The sequence below is a fragment of the Micromonospora sp. NPDC050784 genome (genome assembly GCF_044456765.1).
GTDB lineage: Bacteria > Actinomycetota > Actinomycetes > Mycobacteriales > Micromonosporaceae > Micromonospora > Micromonospora foliorum.
Window position 1 is genome coordinate 101509 of record NZ_JBITGG010000008.1, and the last position, 13944, is coordinate 115452.

Annotated in this window: 11 protein-coding genes; 6 read left to right on the plus strand and 5 right to left on the minus strand. The window is 69.6% G+C overall.

The window, feature by feature from the left end:
- Positions 1-334: 334 nt before the first annotated feature.
- A complete protein-coding gene (locus ACIBD9_RS13515; protein ID WP_355428202.1) occupies positions 335-1552 on the minus strand; it encodes an NADP-dependent isocitrate dehydrogenase in 1218 nt (405 codons plus the stop codon).
- A 137-nt stretch (positions 1553-1689) separates the two neighbouring features.
- On the opposite strand from ACIBD9_RS13515, the gene ACIBD9_RS13520 reads away from it, so the two are divergent.
- Complete coding sequence (locus ACIBD9_RS13520; protein WP_396717347.1) at positions 1690-2496, plus strand: MBL fold metallo-hydrolase; 807 nt, start codon at positions 1690-1692, stop codon at positions 2494-2496.
- 613 nt (positions 2497-3109) lie between these two features.
- On the opposite strand, the gene ACIBD9_RS13525 is transcribed toward ACIBD9_RS13520, so the two are convergent.
- Together ACIBD9_RS13525 and ACIBD9_RS13530 are read right to left on the minus strand one after the other, a co-directional pair.
- Positions 3110-4060, minus strand: a complete 951-nt coding sequence (locus ACIBD9_RS13525; protein WP_112583765.1) for a malate dehydrogenase — start codon at positions 4058-4060, stop codon at positions 3110-3112.
- 139 nt (positions 4061-4199) lie between these two features.
- On the minus strand, positions 4200-5060 hold the full coding sequence (locus tag ACIBD9_RS13530) for a bifunctional methylenetetrahydrofolate dehydrogenase/methenyltetrahydrofolate cyclohydrolase (RefSeq protein ID WP_396717349.1): 861 nt from the start codon (positions 5058-5060) through the stop codon (positions 4200-4202).
- A 476-nt stretch (positions 5061-5536) separates the two neighbouring features.
- On the opposite strand from ACIBD9_RS13530, the gene ACIBD9_RS13535 reads away from it, so the two are divergent.
- The 5 genes from ACIBD9_RS13535 (at position 5537) to ACIBD9_RS13555 (ending at position 11369) form a co-directional block, all read left to right on the plus strand.
- Entirely contained in the window at positions 5537-7138 is a 1602-nt protein-coding gene (locus ACIBD9_RS13535; RefSeq protein WP_396717351.1) for an ABC transporter substrate-binding protein, read from the plus strand.
- Between the two features lie 197 nt (positions 7139-7335).
- A complete protein-coding gene (locus tag ACIBD9_RS13540; protein ID WP_396717354.1) occupies positions 7336-8274 on the plus strand; it encodes an ABC transporter permease in 939 nt (312 codons plus the stop codon).
- 18 nt (positions 8275-8292) lie between these two features.
- Entirely contained in the window at positions 8293-9249 is a 957-nt protein-coding gene (locus ACIBD9_RS13545) for an ABC transporter permease (protein ID WP_387169218.1), read from the plus strand.
- A gap of 70 nt (positions 9250-9319) precedes the next feature.
- Positions 9320-10351 (plus strand): ABC transporter ATP-binding protein, encoded by a 1032-nt coding sequence (locus ACIBD9_RS13550; protein ID WP_396717356.1) that lies wholly within the window; start codon positions 9320-9322, stop codon positions 10349-10351.
- The gene (locus tag ACIBD9_RS13555) at positions 10332-11369 is read left to right on the plus strand and encodes an ABC transporter ATP-binding protein (RefSeq protein ID WP_396717358.1); all 1038 of its coding nucleotides are present in this window, start codon (positions 10332-10334) and stop codon (positions 11367-11369) included. The genes ACIBD9_RS13550 and ACIBD9_RS13555 overlap by 20 nt, the downstream gene beginning before the upstream one ends.
- 106 nt (positions 11370-11475) lie before the next feature.
- Here ACIBD9_RS13555 and purH read toward each other — a convergent pair whose 3' ends face one another.
- A complete protein-coding gene (purH, locus tag ACIBD9_RS13560; RefSeq protein ID WP_396717360.1) occupies positions 11476-13047 on the minus strand; it encodes a bifunctional phosphoribosylaminoimidazolecarboxamide formyltransferase/IMP cyclohydrolase in 1572 nt (523 codons plus the stop codon).
- Positions 13044-13664, minus strand: a complete 621-nt coding sequence (gene purN, locus ACIBD9_RS13565; protein WP_091406347.1) for a phosphoribosylglycinamide formyltransferase — start codon at positions 13662-13664, stop codon at positions 13044-13046. Before purN ends, purH begins: the two co-directional genes overlap by 4 nt.
- Positions 13665-13944: the final 280 nt, after the last annotated feature.

Genomic DNA, 13944 nt, shown 5'->3' on the forward strand with positions numbered 1-13944 from the left:
GTGCCTGAGCTTGGCGCGACCCCGCCGTGCGCGGTGCCTGAGCTTGGCGCGGCATGAGCTTGGCGGGAAACAGGGCGCGGGGGGCCCGGGACAGGGCCCCCCGCAGGGAAGGGACGGCTGGCTGTGCACGGCACAGCCGGGAAGGCTGGCTGATCGGCGCACGGGTGCCGCGGGTCGACCGTGGTCAACCTTCCTTGGACGCGACTGGCATCTCGTCCATCCTGGTCAACGAGGCGCGCCGGCCTTAGTGACGCCGACCGGCGCGGCGACGCCAGACACGCCGAAGCCCGCCGGCAGGAGTGCCGGCGGGCTCCGATGACGCGGTACGCCTGGATCAGGCGGCGATCTTGCGGGCCAGGTTCTCGTCGAGCGCGTTCATGAACTCGTCGGTGGTCAGCCACGGGGCGTCGCGCGAGATGAGCAGCGCGAGGTCCTTGGTCATCTGGCCACCCTCGACGGTGTCGACGATGACCTGCTCCAGGGTGTTGGCGAACTCGGTGACCGCCGGGGTGCCGTCCAGCTTGCCCCGGTGGGCCAGGCCCCGGGTCCACGCGTAGATCGACGCGATCGGGTTGGTCGAGGTCTTCTCGCCCTTCTGGTACTGCCGGTAGTGCCGGGTGACCGTGCCGTGCGCGGCCTCGGCCTCGACGGTCCGGCCGTCCGGGGAGAGCAGGACGGAGGTCATCAGGCCCAGCGAGCCGAAGCCCTGCGCGACGGTGTCGGACTGCACGTCACCGTCGTAGTTCTTGCAGGCCCAGACGTAGCCGCCCTCCCACTTGAGCGCGGCGGCGACCATGTCGTCGATGAGCCGGTGCTCGTAGGTGATACCGGCGGCGTCGAACTCGGCCTTGAACTCGGTCTCGAACACCTCGGCGAAGATGTCCTTGAACCGGCCGTCGTACGCCTTGAGGATGGTGTTCTTGGTGGACAGGTAGACCGGGTAGTTGCGGTCCAGCCCGTACCGGAACGACGCCCGGGCGAAGTCCCGGATCGACTCGTCGTAGTTGTACATGCCCATGGCGATGCCGCCGCCGGGGAAGTTGGCGACCTCCATCTCCATCGGCGCGCCGCCGTCGGCCGGGGTGTAGGTGATGGTCACCGTGCCCGGGCCGGGGACGACGAAGTCGGTGGCCTTGTACTGGTCACCGTGGGCGTGCCGGCCGATGATGATCGGCTTGGTCCAGCCGGGGACCAGCCGCGGCACGTTGGACATGATGATCGGCTCACGGAAGACGACGCCGCCGAGGATGTTGCGGATGGTGCCGTTGGGCGACCGCCACATCTTCTTCAGGCCGAACTCCTCGACCCGGGCCTCGTCCGGGGTGATGGTCGCGCACTTGACGCCGACGCCGTGCTCCTTGATGGCGTTGGCGGCGTCGATCGTGACCTGGTCGTCGGTCTCGTCGCGGTGCTGGATCGACAGGTCGTAGTAGTGCAGGTCGACGTCGAGGTAGGGCAGGATCAGCTGCTCCCGGATCTGCTTCCAGATGATCCGGGTCATCTCGTCGCCGTCGAGTTCTACGACCGGGTTGTTTACCTTGATCTTCGCCATCGGCCGGCGCTCCTCTCGGGGGACACGTGCTCAAGCAGTACGAGCGTACTGCAATTGGGCCGGCAGCCCCCAGCCGGCCTCGACCGGCCGGCGGAACCGGGCTGCACGGAACAGGAATGCCCTGGAATCATCGTCCGATGCCACTGAACCGCACCCTCGGGTCTATCACGGTCACCGCACTCACCGACGGTGAGGGTGCCTTCTTCCAGCCCCGCGCGGAGGCGTTTCCGCAGGCCACGGCTGCGCACTGGGTGGAGGCCGACCGGCGCGACCCCGGCTCGGTGACCGCCGACGGGCAGTGGTGGCTGCCGTTCCGCAGCTTCGCGATCCGCGCCGGCGACGGGCCGGTCACCCTGGTCGACACCGGCATCGGCCCGACCGACGCACCCGCCGCGAGCTGGGCACCCGTGCCCGGCCGGATGCCCGCCGAGCTGGCCGCCGCGGGCATCGACCCGGCCGACGTCGACACCGTCGTCCTGACCCACCTGCACAGCGACCACATCGGCTGGGCGGTCACCGGCGCGCCGGGGCGGCCGTACTTTCCGAACGCGAGCTACCTCCTGCAACGCGCCGAACTCGACGCGGCGGAGACGCTCAACCCCGGGCTGCCGGCCGGCCTGATCGCGCCCTTGCGCGCCGCCGGCCAGCTCCGGGTGGTCGACGGCGAGACCGCCCTCACCCCAGCGGTACGTCTGCTGCCCACCCCCGGCCACACCCCCGGTCACCAGTCGGTGCTCCTGACCTCGGCCGACGAACGGATGCTGCTCACCGGCGACCTGCTGGTGCACATGGTGCAGCTCGTCGACCCCGACCTGGCGTACGCCCACGAGGAGGACCCGGAACTCGCCCGCACCTCCCGGCTGGCCGCCCTCCACACCCACTCCCCCACTGTCCTGGCCACCCCCCACCTGTCCGCCCCCTTCACCCCCCACCCGTCCCCGTAGATCACCCGCCGAGCCGGCCAAGATCCCCCTCGATCCCGGATATAGGCGCAACCCAAGCCCCCAGAGACCACTACAACCAGGATCAAGCACGATCTCGACTGGAAATCCGCGCAACATCAGCGAAAGTGCTGCCTCCCCAGCCCCCGAGGCAGCAACATCCCCGAAGTTGCGCGCCTCCCGACCGCCGCCCCACCCACCCACCCCACCCCCACCCCGTCCCCGTCCCACCCCGCCCACCCCTCCTGGTTGATCCCGCCGCCGCCCACCCCTCCTGGTTGATCCCGCCGCCGCCCACCCCTCCTGGTTGATCAAGAGGTTTGCGTCAGGAATCGCCGCTGTGGTGACGCAAACCTCTTGATCAACCGGGGCGAGCCGGGCCGGGCGGGGCCGGGGCGAGCCGGGCCGGGCGGGGCCGGGGCGAGCCGGGCCGGGCGGGGCCGGGGCGAGCCGGGCCGGGCGGGGCCGGGCGGGGCCGGGCGGGGCCGGGCGGGGCCGGGCCGGGGCCGGGCGGGCCGGGCCGGGTGGGGCCGGGCCGGGGCCGGGCGGGGCGCACGCAGTGAGGGCGCGCCGGCTTTGCCGGCGCGCCCTTCGGTGGTGCGGTGGTTCGGGGGAACTACATGCTGGAGATGTCGCCCTGCTTGGCGCGGACGGCCTCGGCGGCCTCCAGGAGGCTGGCGCGCTCGTCGGCGTCCAGGTCGGTCTCGACGACCCGCTTGACGCCCTCGGCGCCGATCTCGGCCTCGACACCCAGGTAGACACCGGAGATGCCGTACTCGCCGTCGACCCAGGCGCAGACCGGCATGACCTCGCCGGAGTCCTCCGCGACGGCCTTCGCCATCCGGGCCGCGGCGGCGGACGGGGCGTAGTAGGCCGAACCGGTCTTGAGTAGCGCGACCACCTCGGCGCCACCGTTGCGGGTCTTGACGACCAGCTCCTCGATCTGCTCGGCCGGCATCGCGTCACGCAGCGGCTTGCCGTTGACGGTGCTCTTCGACGGCACCGGGACCATGGTGTCGCCGTGCGAGCCCAGGGTCAGCGTGCGTACCGACGCCACCGGCACGTTCAGCGCCTCGGCGACGAAGTTGCTGAACCGGGCGGTGTCGAGCATGCCGGCCTGGCCGAGCACCCGGTTCTTCGGGAACTGGGTGGCGAGCTGGGCCAGCGCGGTCATCTCGTCCAGCGGGTTGGAGACCACGATGACGACGGCGTTCGGGGCGTACTTGGCGACGTTCTCGGCGACCTGACGGACGATCTTGGCGTTGGTCTCCAGCAGGTCCATCCGGCTCATGCCCGGCTTGCGCGGCAGACCAGCGGTGATCACGACGACGTCGGAGCCCTCGATGCTCTCGTAGCCCTCACCGTTCGGGCCGGTGGTCACGCCGACGACCTTGGTCTCGAAGCCCTCGATGGCCCGGGACTGGTTGAGGTCGAGCGCGAGGCCCGCGGGCTTGCCCTCCACGATGTCGGTGATCACTACGGTGTCGAAGACGTCGTACTCGGCCAGGCGCTGTGCGGTGGTGGAGCCGTAGAAGCCAGCCCCGACGACAGTGACCTTCTTACCCATGGTCGTCCCACTCCCTGATACCAGTCGGTTTTCCGGACCGTATCAGTCATCCTGGCACCGATCGGGCCAGGGGCGGCGGCCATCGCCGGGATGGGGTGAACGTCACCGCCGTCCTGGTTCGGCACTGCTTACGTGCGGGTCAGCCGCGCTCTGCGCGCTCCACGACGTTGCTGAGCAGCATGGCCCGGGTCATCGGGCCCACGCCGCCGGGCATGGGGACGAGGGCGCCGGCCGTCTCGGCGACCTCCGGGGCCACGTCACCGGTGTAGCGGCCCTTGCCGTCCGCGCCGATCACGCGCGTGATGCCGACGTCCACCACCACGGCGCCCGGGTTGATCATGTCGGCGGTGAGCAGACCCGGTACGCCGGCCGCGACGATGACGATGTCGGCGGCGCGGGTGTGCGAGGCGAGGTCGAGGGTGCCGGTGTGGCACAGGGTGACCGTGGCGTTCTCACTGCGCCTGGTGAGCAGCAGGCCGAGCGGTCGGCCGACGGTGTTGCCGCGACCGACCACCGCGACGGTGGCACCGCGCAGCGCCACGTCGTGCCGGCGGAGCAACTCGACGATGCCGCGCGGGGTGCACGGCAGCGGACCGTCGTAGCCGAGCACGAGGCGGCCCAGGTTGACCGGGTGCAGGCCGTCGGCGTCCTTGTCCGGGTCGATCAACTCGAGCACCCGCTGGGTGTCGAGGTGGGCCGGCAGCGGCAGTTGGACGATGTAGCCGTGGCACGCCGGGTCGGCGTTCAGCTCGGCCAGCACGTCGTCGACCTGCTGCTGGGTGGCGTCGGCCGGCAGTTCGCGACGGATCGAGGCGATGCCCACCTCGGCGCAGTCGCGGTGCTTTCCGTTGACGTACGCCTGGCTGCCCGGGTCCGCACCGACCAGGACCGTGCCGAGCCCGGGGATGATGCCGCGTTCCGCGAGTGCCTTCACCCGTATGCGCAGCTCGTCCTTGATCTCCGTTGCGGTTGCCTTGCCGTCGAGAAGCGTCGCCGTCACGACCAGATCGTCTCACGGCCGACACCTGCGGTTCCGACGACCTCGGCCTCGGGTCGTCCGCCGCCACGGCGAGGTGCCGGCGATCGGGTCAGGTTGAGCGGGCTCCCGTCCAGATAACCGTGTGTGACGTGTTCCTAGTCACTCTCGGTCACAATCTGTGGATTCGATCACGATCGAACCAGACAGGTCGGCAGTCCGCCGACGAAGGCCGGACCCCCACCCCAGAAGCCGTTGGCCCGACCCAGGTAGACCCAACGGACCCGTCAACCCTTCGAATTTCCGCAGGCTGCCCCCGCTAGACACGGTTTCGTCTAGCAGACTCGCTCGCTCCCGACAAGGGAGGCAACCCCGGACCGTTACCCACCCGCAACCGCGTCGTTGTCGAAGGCCCACCACCGACCTACCGTTACCGCTTGTTGCGCAGCGTAACCCAGCGTCGGGCCTGACTGCGCAGCGTGAGGAGATGAGGAGGCTCAATGCGAGTTCGTAGACTCGCCGCCTGGACCGCCCTCCCGCTCGCGGTGACGCTGGGCCTCGCGGCCTGCGGCAGCGGCGGAGACGGTGGATCCGGTGGCAGCGACAGTTCGGCGGTCAGCATCCAGATCGCCGAGCCGAAGCACCTGGTTCCCACCAACACCACCGAGACGTCCGGGTCGCAGGTGCTCGCCGGCCTGTTCAGCCCGCTCGTCGACTACGACGCCCAGAACAAGCCGTACGAGGTCGCCGCGCAGTCGATCACCTCGACCGACAACAAGGTCTGGACGATCAAGCTCAAGGACGGCTTCACCTTCCACAACGGTGAGAAGGTGACGTCCGAGGACTACATCAACGCGTGGAACTACGGCGCGTACGCCCCGAACGGCCAGGACAGCAACTTCTTCTTCGAGAAGATCGCTGGTTACGCCGACCTGCAGGGCAAGGCGCCGAAGGCCAAGGAGATGTCCGGTCTGAAGAAGGTCGACGACCTCACCTTCACCGCGACGCTCTCCGAGCCGTACATCGACTTCAAGACGACGCTTGGCTACAACGCGTTCTACCCGATGCCGGACGCCGCGTTCTCGGCTCCGGGCGTGCTCAAGGACTCCTACGAGCAGGCGCCGATCGGGCAGGGCCCCTTCAAGATGAAGGGCGCCTGGCAGCACGACAGCAAGATCGACGTCGAGCGCTACGACGCGTACCCGGGCGAGAAGCCCAAGGTCAAGAACATCGAGTTCCGGATCTACCAGCAGCTCACCGCGGCCTACGCGGACGTCCTGGCGGACAACCTGGACGTGCTGCCCACGATCCCGACCGAGAGCCTGAGCACCGCCCCGACCGACCTGGGTGACCGGTACAAGACCAGCCCGATGTCGTCGTTCCAGTTCCTGGCGTTCCCGACGTTCGACAAGGACTACAGCAACCCGGACGTGCGCAAGGCCATCTCGATGGCGATCGACCGTGACGAGATCACCAAGTCGGTCTTCAAGGGCTCGCAGACGCCGGCGCGTTCCTTCGTCTCGCCGGTCCTGCCGGGCTACCGGGAGAACACCGCTGGCAAGGCCGGCGAGTTCAACCCGACCGAGGCCAAGAAGCTCTACCAGGCCGCCGGCGGTCCGTCGAAGATCGTCATCTCGTACAACGGCGACGGCGGGCACAAGGACTGGGTCGACGCCACCGTCAACCAGCTCAAGGCCAACCTGGGCGTGGACGCGGTCGGCTCGGCCGAGCCGAAGTTCGCCGACCTGCTGACCAAGGTCGAAAAGAAGACGCCGGTGGGTGCGTTCCGGATGGGCTGGGTCATGGACTACCCGACCATGGAGGACTACCTCGGCCCGCTGTACAGCACGAACGGCTCGTCGAACTACTACGGCTACAGCAACCCGGAGTTCGACAAGCTGGTCAAGGAGGGTTCCGCCGCCAAGACGCAGGACGAGGCGATCGCCAAGTACCAGCAGGCGGAGGACATCCTGGCCAAGGAGATGCCGGTGATCCCGCTCCGCTTCGGCGAGAACGTGTTCGGCCACTCGTCCAAGGTCAAGAACGTGGAGATGGACCTGTTCCAGCGGGTCAACCTCGTCAAGATCGAAGCAGCCAGCTGAGCTGACCATGGTGCGGGCCACCCGGGCGACGAAGCCCGGGTGGCCCGGACCGCGCCACCGGGGCCGGGCCGCAGCAGCGGACCCGGCGTCGGTGGTGCCGGCTCCCCCGGGCCGGACGGCATGTATCAGATATTTCGGGTACGACCAGAGATGCCGTCCTGCGACCCTTTCGCACATTTCCGGAGAGACTGCTAAGCATGTTCCGCTACATCCTGCGGCGCCTACTGCAGATGGTCCTGGCGTTCTTCGGGACCACCCTGATCGTCTACGCGCTGACATTCGCCGGGCAGGGCGACCCGATCCAGGCGCTCGCCGGCGAACGGCCGGTGACGCCCGCGCAACGGGCCTACCTGACCGAGAGGTACCACCTGGACGCCACGGGCGTCGGCGGGTTCTTCTACCGCTACTTCGACTACGTGAAGAACCTGCTCCAGGGCAACCTGGGCGAGTCGCTCACCGGTCGGAACATCGGTGACATCCTCCAGTCGGCCTGGCCGGTCACCGTGCGGCTCGCGCTCATCGCCCTCGCTGTGGCGATCATCTTCGGCGTCACCGCCGGGGTGCTCGCCGGCATACGTCGGGCCAGCATCTTCGACAACTCGACGCTGGTGCTGACCCTGCTGGTGCTGGGCATCCCGACCATCGTGCTGGCGCCGCTGGCGCAGTACTTCCTGGGCGTCAAGTGGCAGCTGTTCCCACCCACCGCCGGCTCCGACCCGACGTTCTACGCGCTCCTGCTGCCGGGCATCGTGCTCGGCTCGCTGTCGCTGGCCACCGCCCTGCGACTCACCCGGGCCTCGGTGGCGGAGAACCTGCGCGCGGACTACGTCCGGACCGCCCGGTCCAAGGGCCTGGTAAAGCGGCGCATCGTCATCGTCCACGTGCTGCGCAACTCGCTGATCCCGGTGGTCACCTTCCTCGGTGTGGAACTGGGCAACCTGATGAGCGGCGCGATCATCACCGAGGGCGTCTTCAACATCCCCGGCGTGGGCTTCAACCTGTTCCGCGGCATCCGCACCGAGGACGGCCCCCTGGTGGTGGGCATCGTCAGCGTGCTCGTCGTGGTCTACCTGGTCTCGAACCTGGTGGTGGACGTCCTGTACGCCGTACTCGACCCGAGGATCCGCTATGAGTAAGCGCAGCGAGGTGGCGGCATGAGTGACTTTGAGACTGTGGCGGCCACCGAGAACCAGGCCGCGCGACGTGGCCCCTCGGGGGAGCCGGGCGCACCCAACCAGGTCGGCGCCCCACAGAAGCCTCGCAGCCTGGCCGGGGACGCCTGGCGCGACCTGCGCCGCAATCCGATCTTCTGGATCTCGCTGGCGCTGGTCGTCATCTTCACCCTGATGGCGCTCCTCCCCGGGGTGTTCACCGCCAACAGCCCGAACGACTGCCTGCTCTCCCGGCAGCACGCCGGGCCGTCCGGCGGGGCCATCTTCGGGTACGACTTCCAGGGCTGCGACACGTTCTCCCGGGCGGTCTACGGCACCCGCGCGTCGCTGCTGGTCGGCGCGCTCGCCGCGCTCGGCACCGGGATCATCGCGCTGGTGATCGGCATGCTGGCCGGTTACTTCGGCCGCTGGGTCGACGCGGTGCTCTCCCGGGTGATCGACGTGGTGCTCGGCATCCCGCTGCTGCTGGCCGCGATCGTGCTGCTCAAGCGGGTGTCCAGTGACAGCCAGTGGGCTCGGATCGGCGCGGTGGTCTTCGTGCTGGCCCTGCTCGGCTGGACCACCGCCGCCCGCGTGGTCCGGTCCTCGGTGATCACCGCGAAGGAGCAGGACTACGTCGCGGCGGCCCGGATGCTCGGCGCCGGCAACAGCCGGATCATGTGGCGGCACATCCTGCCGAACTCGCTGGCCCCGGCGATCGTCGTGCTGACCATCGCGCTCGGCTCGTTCATCGCGGCCGAGGCGACGCTCTCCTTCCTGGGCATCGGCCTGAAGGCGCCCACCATCTCGTGGGGCCAGGACATCGACACCGGCCGGATCCACATGCGGGAGGCGGCCACCCCGTTGATCGTCCCGTCGGCCTTCCTGGCGCTGACCGTGCTGGCGTTCATCATGCTCGGCGACGCGATCCGTGACGCCTTCGACCCGAAGCTGCGGTGATCCCTCACATGCGAGCGCGAGGAGTGAGCGAAGCGAGCCCCGCAGTCGCGAGCGAAAGGCAGGCACAGTCATGACCATCAATCCCACGCCCGCCTCCGCCACACCTGAGGGGGGTCACCTGCTGGAGTTGCGGGACCTGCACGTCGAGTTCCGCACCAACGAGGGTGTCGCCCGGGTGATCAACGGCGTGTCGTACCACCTGGACGCCGGCGAGACGCTTGCCGTGCTCGGCGAATCCGGCTCGGGTAAGTCGGTCACCGCCCAGGCGATCATGGGCATCCTGGACACCCCGCCCGCGTTCGTCCGCTCCGGCCAGATCCTCTACCAGGGTCAGGACCTGCTCACCCAGTCCGAGGAGCAGCGCCGGCAGGTACGCGGCAAGGAGATCGCGATGATCTTCCAGGACGCGCTCTCCGCCCTCAACCCGGTCTTCCCGGTCGGATGGCAGATCGGCGAGACGCTGCGCCAGCGCGCCGGCATGTCCCGAGCCGACGCTCGACGTCGTGCCATCGAACTGATGGATCTGGTCAAGATCCCGGGTGCCGCGAAGCGGATCGGTGACTACCCGCACCAGTTCTCCGGCGGTATGCGGCAGCGCGTCATGATCGCCATGGCGTTGGCGCTGGACCCGAAGGTGCTGATCGCCGACGAGCCCACCACGGCACTCGACGTGACAGTGCAGGCCCAGATCATGGACCTGCTGGCCGACCTGCGTCGGGAACTCAACATGGCGATGATCCTGATTACCCACGACCTGGGCGTGGTCGCCGGTGTCGCGGACCGGATCGCGGTCATGTACGCCGGCCGGATCGTCGAGCACGCCGACGTCCGCTCGCTCTACAAGGCGCCCGCCCACCCGTACACCAAGGGGTTGTTGGAGTCGATCCCGCGCCTGGACGTCCGCGGCCAGGAGCTGTCGACGATCAAGGGGTTGCCACCGAACCTGATGCGCATCCCGTCCGGCTGCCCGTTCCACCCCCGGTGCCCGTACGTCCAGCAGGTCTGCGTGGACGAGGTGCCGCACGACCTGGTCCTCGGCGACGGCCGGACCAGCGCTTGCCACTTCGCGCAGGAGGTCCGTGATGACAGCGTCGCCCGCTAACCCCACCAAGGTCCGCGGCGAGACCATCCTCTCCGTCGACAATCTGGTGAAGCACTTCCCGATCACTCAGGGCGTGCTGTTCCAGCGGCAGATCGGGGCGGTGAAGGCCGTCGACGGAGTGAGCTTCGAGCTGCGTCGGGGCGAGACGCTCGGCGTGGTCGGCGAGTCCGGCTGCGGCAAGTCCACCCTCGCCCGGCTGCTGATGCGGCTGGAGACGCCCACCTCCGGAGGTGCCACCCTGGAGGGCAAGGACCTGTTCAAGGCTTCCGGGGGCGAGCTGCGCCGGCTGCGCCGCAACATGCAGATGGTGATGCAGGACCCGTACACCTCGCTGAACCCGCGGATGACCGTCGGCGACATCATCGGCGAGCCGTTCGAGATCCACCCGGACGCCGCGCCGAAGGGCAGCAAGGCCAAGCGGGTCCAGGAGCTGTTGGACCTGGTCGGGCTCAACCCCGAGCACATCAACCGGTACCCGCACCAGTTCTCCGGCGGTCAGCGTCAGCGCATCGGCATCGCCCGCGCCCTCGCGCTGAAGCCCGAGGTGATCGTTTGCGACGAGCCGGTGTCGGCGCTGGACGTCTCCATCCAGGCCCAGGTGATCAACCTGCTCAAGCAGCTCCAGGGCGAGCTGGGGCTCTCGTACATCTTCATCGCGCACGACCTGTCCGTGGTGCGGCACATCGCCGACCGCGTCGCGGTGATGTACCTCGGCCGGATCGTCGAGATCGGCACCGAGGACGAGATCTACGAGCGGGCCACCCACCCGTACACCCAGGCTCTGCTCTCGGCCGTGCCGGTGCCGGACCCGGAGGCCCGGGACCAGCGCAACATGATCCGGCTGGTCGGCGACGTGCCCAGCCCGGCCGACCCGCCGAGCGGGTGCCACTTCCGGACCCGCTGCTGGAAGGCCCAGGAAGTCTGCGCCGTCGAAGACCCGGCAACGGTCCCGAGGGCGGCGGACCCCCACCCGTCCGCCTGCCACTTCGCCGAACTCCGCCCGACAACCACGGCCTGACCCCACCCGATCCCTGCCGTTGATCATGAAGTTATTGCCCTGACACGCCGACGTGCAGGGCAATAACTTCATGATCGACGGGGTCGAGCCCCGGGGGGTGGGGGGGTTAGTGGAAGAAGTGGCGGGTGCCTGTTAGGTACATCGTTACGTTGGCCTTCTTGGCTGCTTCGATGACCTCTTCGTCGCGGATGGAGCCGCCGGGCTGCACGATGGCGCGGACGCCGGCGTCGATGAGGATCTGCGGACCGTCGGCGAACGGGAAGAACGCGTCCGAGGCGGCGACCGAGCCGCGGGCCCGGTCGGCGCCGGCGCGGGTGACCGCGAGCTGGGCCGAGTCGACGCGGTTGACCTGACCCATGCCGACCCCGACGGTGGCGCCGCCCTTGGCGAGCAGGATCGCGTTGCTCTTCACCGCGCGGACCGCCCGCCAGGCGAACGCGAGGTCCCGCAGCAACTCCTCGTCGGCGGCCTCGCCGGTCGCCAACTGCCAATTGGCCGGGTCGTCGCCGGGAGCGTTCACCCGGTCGGCGACCTGGGCCAGCACGCCACCGGTCACCTGCCGCAACTCCACCAGCGCCGGCTTCCAGGCCGGTGCCCGCAGCAGCCGGATGTTCTTCTTGCCCTGCAACACCTCGACCGCGCCCTCGTCGAAGCCGGGCGCGACCACCACCTCGGTGAAGATCTCGGCGACCTGCCGGGCCAGCGCGACCGAGACCGACCGGTTGACCGCGATGACGCCGCCGAACGCCGACACCGGGTCGCAGGCGTGCGCCAGGCGGTGCGCCTCGGCGACGTCCGCGCCGACCGCGATGCCGCACGGGTTGGCGTGCTTGATGATCGCCACCGCCGGCTGGTCGGCGAAGTCGTTCGCGGCCCGCCAGGCGGCGTCCGCGTCGACGTAGTTGTTGTACGACATCTCCTTGCCGTGCAGCTGCTCGGCCTGGGCCAGCCCCGCCGGGGCGTCCGGGTCGGTGTAGAGCGCGGCCGGCTGGTGCGGGTTCTCGCCGTAGCGCAGCGCTGTCGACTTGCGCAGCGCCAGACCGGCGAACTGCGGCCACCAGTCGTCGGCCGGAGCCAGCTCCTGGGCGCACCACTGGGCCACCGCGACGTCGTACTCGGCGATGTCGGCGAACGCCCGGGCGGCCAGCGCACGGCGCTGGGCCAGGGTGAAGCCGCCCTCGCTGAGCGCGCCGATCAGCGCCGGGTAGCCGGCCGGGTCGGTGAGCACGGCGACCGAGGCGTGGTTCTTGGCGGCGGCCCGCACCATGGCCGGGCCACCGATGTCGATCTGCTCCACGCACTCCTCGACGTCGGCGCCGGAGGCGACGGTCGCCTGGAAGGGGTAGAGGTTGGAGACCAGCAGGTCGAACGCCGCCACGCCCAGCTCGTCGAGCTGTGCCACGTGCGTGTCCTTGCGCAGGTCCGCGAGGAGACCCGCGTGCACCTTCGGGTGCAGGGTCTTCACCCGACCGTCGAGCACCTCGGGGAAGCCGGTCACCGTCTCCACCGGCGTCACCGGCACCCCGGCGGCGGCGATGGTGCCCGCCGTGCTGCCGGTGGACACGATCTCCACGCCGGCCGCGTGCAGGGCCTGAGCCAGCTCGACCAGCCCGGTCTTGTCGTAGACGCTGACCAGCGCCCGCCTGATCGGGCGGCGCCCGTCCTGAGTGGGACTCACGGAACCGTGACCTTCCTTCCGGTGATGGTCCAGCCTTCGCGGACCAGCCGACCGACCTGCTCGACGAGCTGGCGCCGCTCGGCTTCCTTGATGCGCTCGGTGAGCGTGTCGACGTCGTCGTCGTCCAGCACCGGCACCGCGACCTGCGCGACGATCGGCCCGGTGTCCATGCCGGCGTCGACGAAGAAGAGGGTGGCTCCGGTGAGCTTCACGCCGTAGGCGAGGGCGTCACGCGGGCCGTGGATGCCGGGGAACGCCGGCAGCAGCGTGTTGTGCGTGTTCAGGTAGCGGTCGCCGAAGGCGGCGAGGAAGTGCGGCCCGACCAGCTTGAGGAAACCGGCCGAGATGACCAGGTCGGGCTGGTGCTTCGCGACGTGCGCGGTGAGCGCGCGGTCCCAGTCCTCCCGGGTGTCGTGGTCGCGGACCCGCTCGACGAAGGTCGGCACCCCCGCCGCGTCGGCCCGGTCCAGGCCCGCGATGCCGTCGCGGTCCGCGCCGACCGCGACGACCTGTGCGCCGTACGCGGGGTCGGCGGCGGCATCCAGCAGCGACTGGAGGTTGCTCCCGGAGCCGGAGATGAGGACGACGATGCGGGCGACAGGCGCGGGCTCGGTCACCGGGCCACCCTATCGGGCAGGTCAGGGACGCCCTTCGGCTGGGCCACGCGCCGATCTTCGACAGTGCCGATGTGCGTCGACCCGATACGCTGCCGCTCGCTCGGGCCGAACGACGCGCCGGCCCACACACCGCCCCTGATCCGGCACACGCCCTTTGCTCTGCACCCGCCCAGGCACCACTGACCGACAGCTGAGCGCTCGACAAGAGCAGGTTTGCCTGCTTTGGGAGACATGTCGTCCTGTTGCTGTACTGGGCTTTGGGAGGACTGACCGCGATCAT

Bases quoted from the DNA above. Each gene is read 5' to 3' on its own strand.
- ACIBD9_RS13515 (WP_355428202.1), bottom strand. From the start codon at position 1,552: ATGGCGAAGATCAAGGTAAACAACCCGGTCGTAGAACTCGACGGCGAC.
- ACIBD9_RS13520 (WP_396717347.1), top strand. From the start codon at position 1,690: ATGCCACTGAACCGCACCCTCGGGTCTATCACGGTCACCGCACTCACC.
- ACIBD9_RS13525 (WP_112583765.1), bottom strand. From the start codon at position 4,060: ATGGGTAAGAAGGTCACTGTCGTCGGGGCTGGCTTCTACGGCTCCACC.
- ACIBD9_RS13535 (WP_396717351.1), top strand. From the start codon at position 5,537: ATGCGAGTTCGTAGACTCGCCGCCTGGACCGCCCTCCCGCTCGCGGTG.
- ACIBD9_RS13540 (WP_396717354.1), top strand. From the start codon at position 7,336: ATGTTCCGCTACATCCTGCGGCGCCTACTGCAGATGGTCCTGGCGTTC.
- ACIBD9_RS13545 (WP_387169218.1), top strand. From the start codon at position 8,293: ATGAGTGACTTTGAGACTGTGGCGGCCACCGAGAACCAGGCCGCGCGA.
- ACIBD9_RS13550 (WP_396717356.1), top strand. From the start codon at position 9,320: ATGACCATCAATCCCACGCCCGCCTCCGCCACACCTGAGGGGGGTCAC.
- ACIBD9_RS13555 (WP_396717358.1), top strand. From the start codon at position 10,332: ATGACAGCGTCGCCCGCTAACCCCACCAAGGTCCGCGGCGAGACCATC.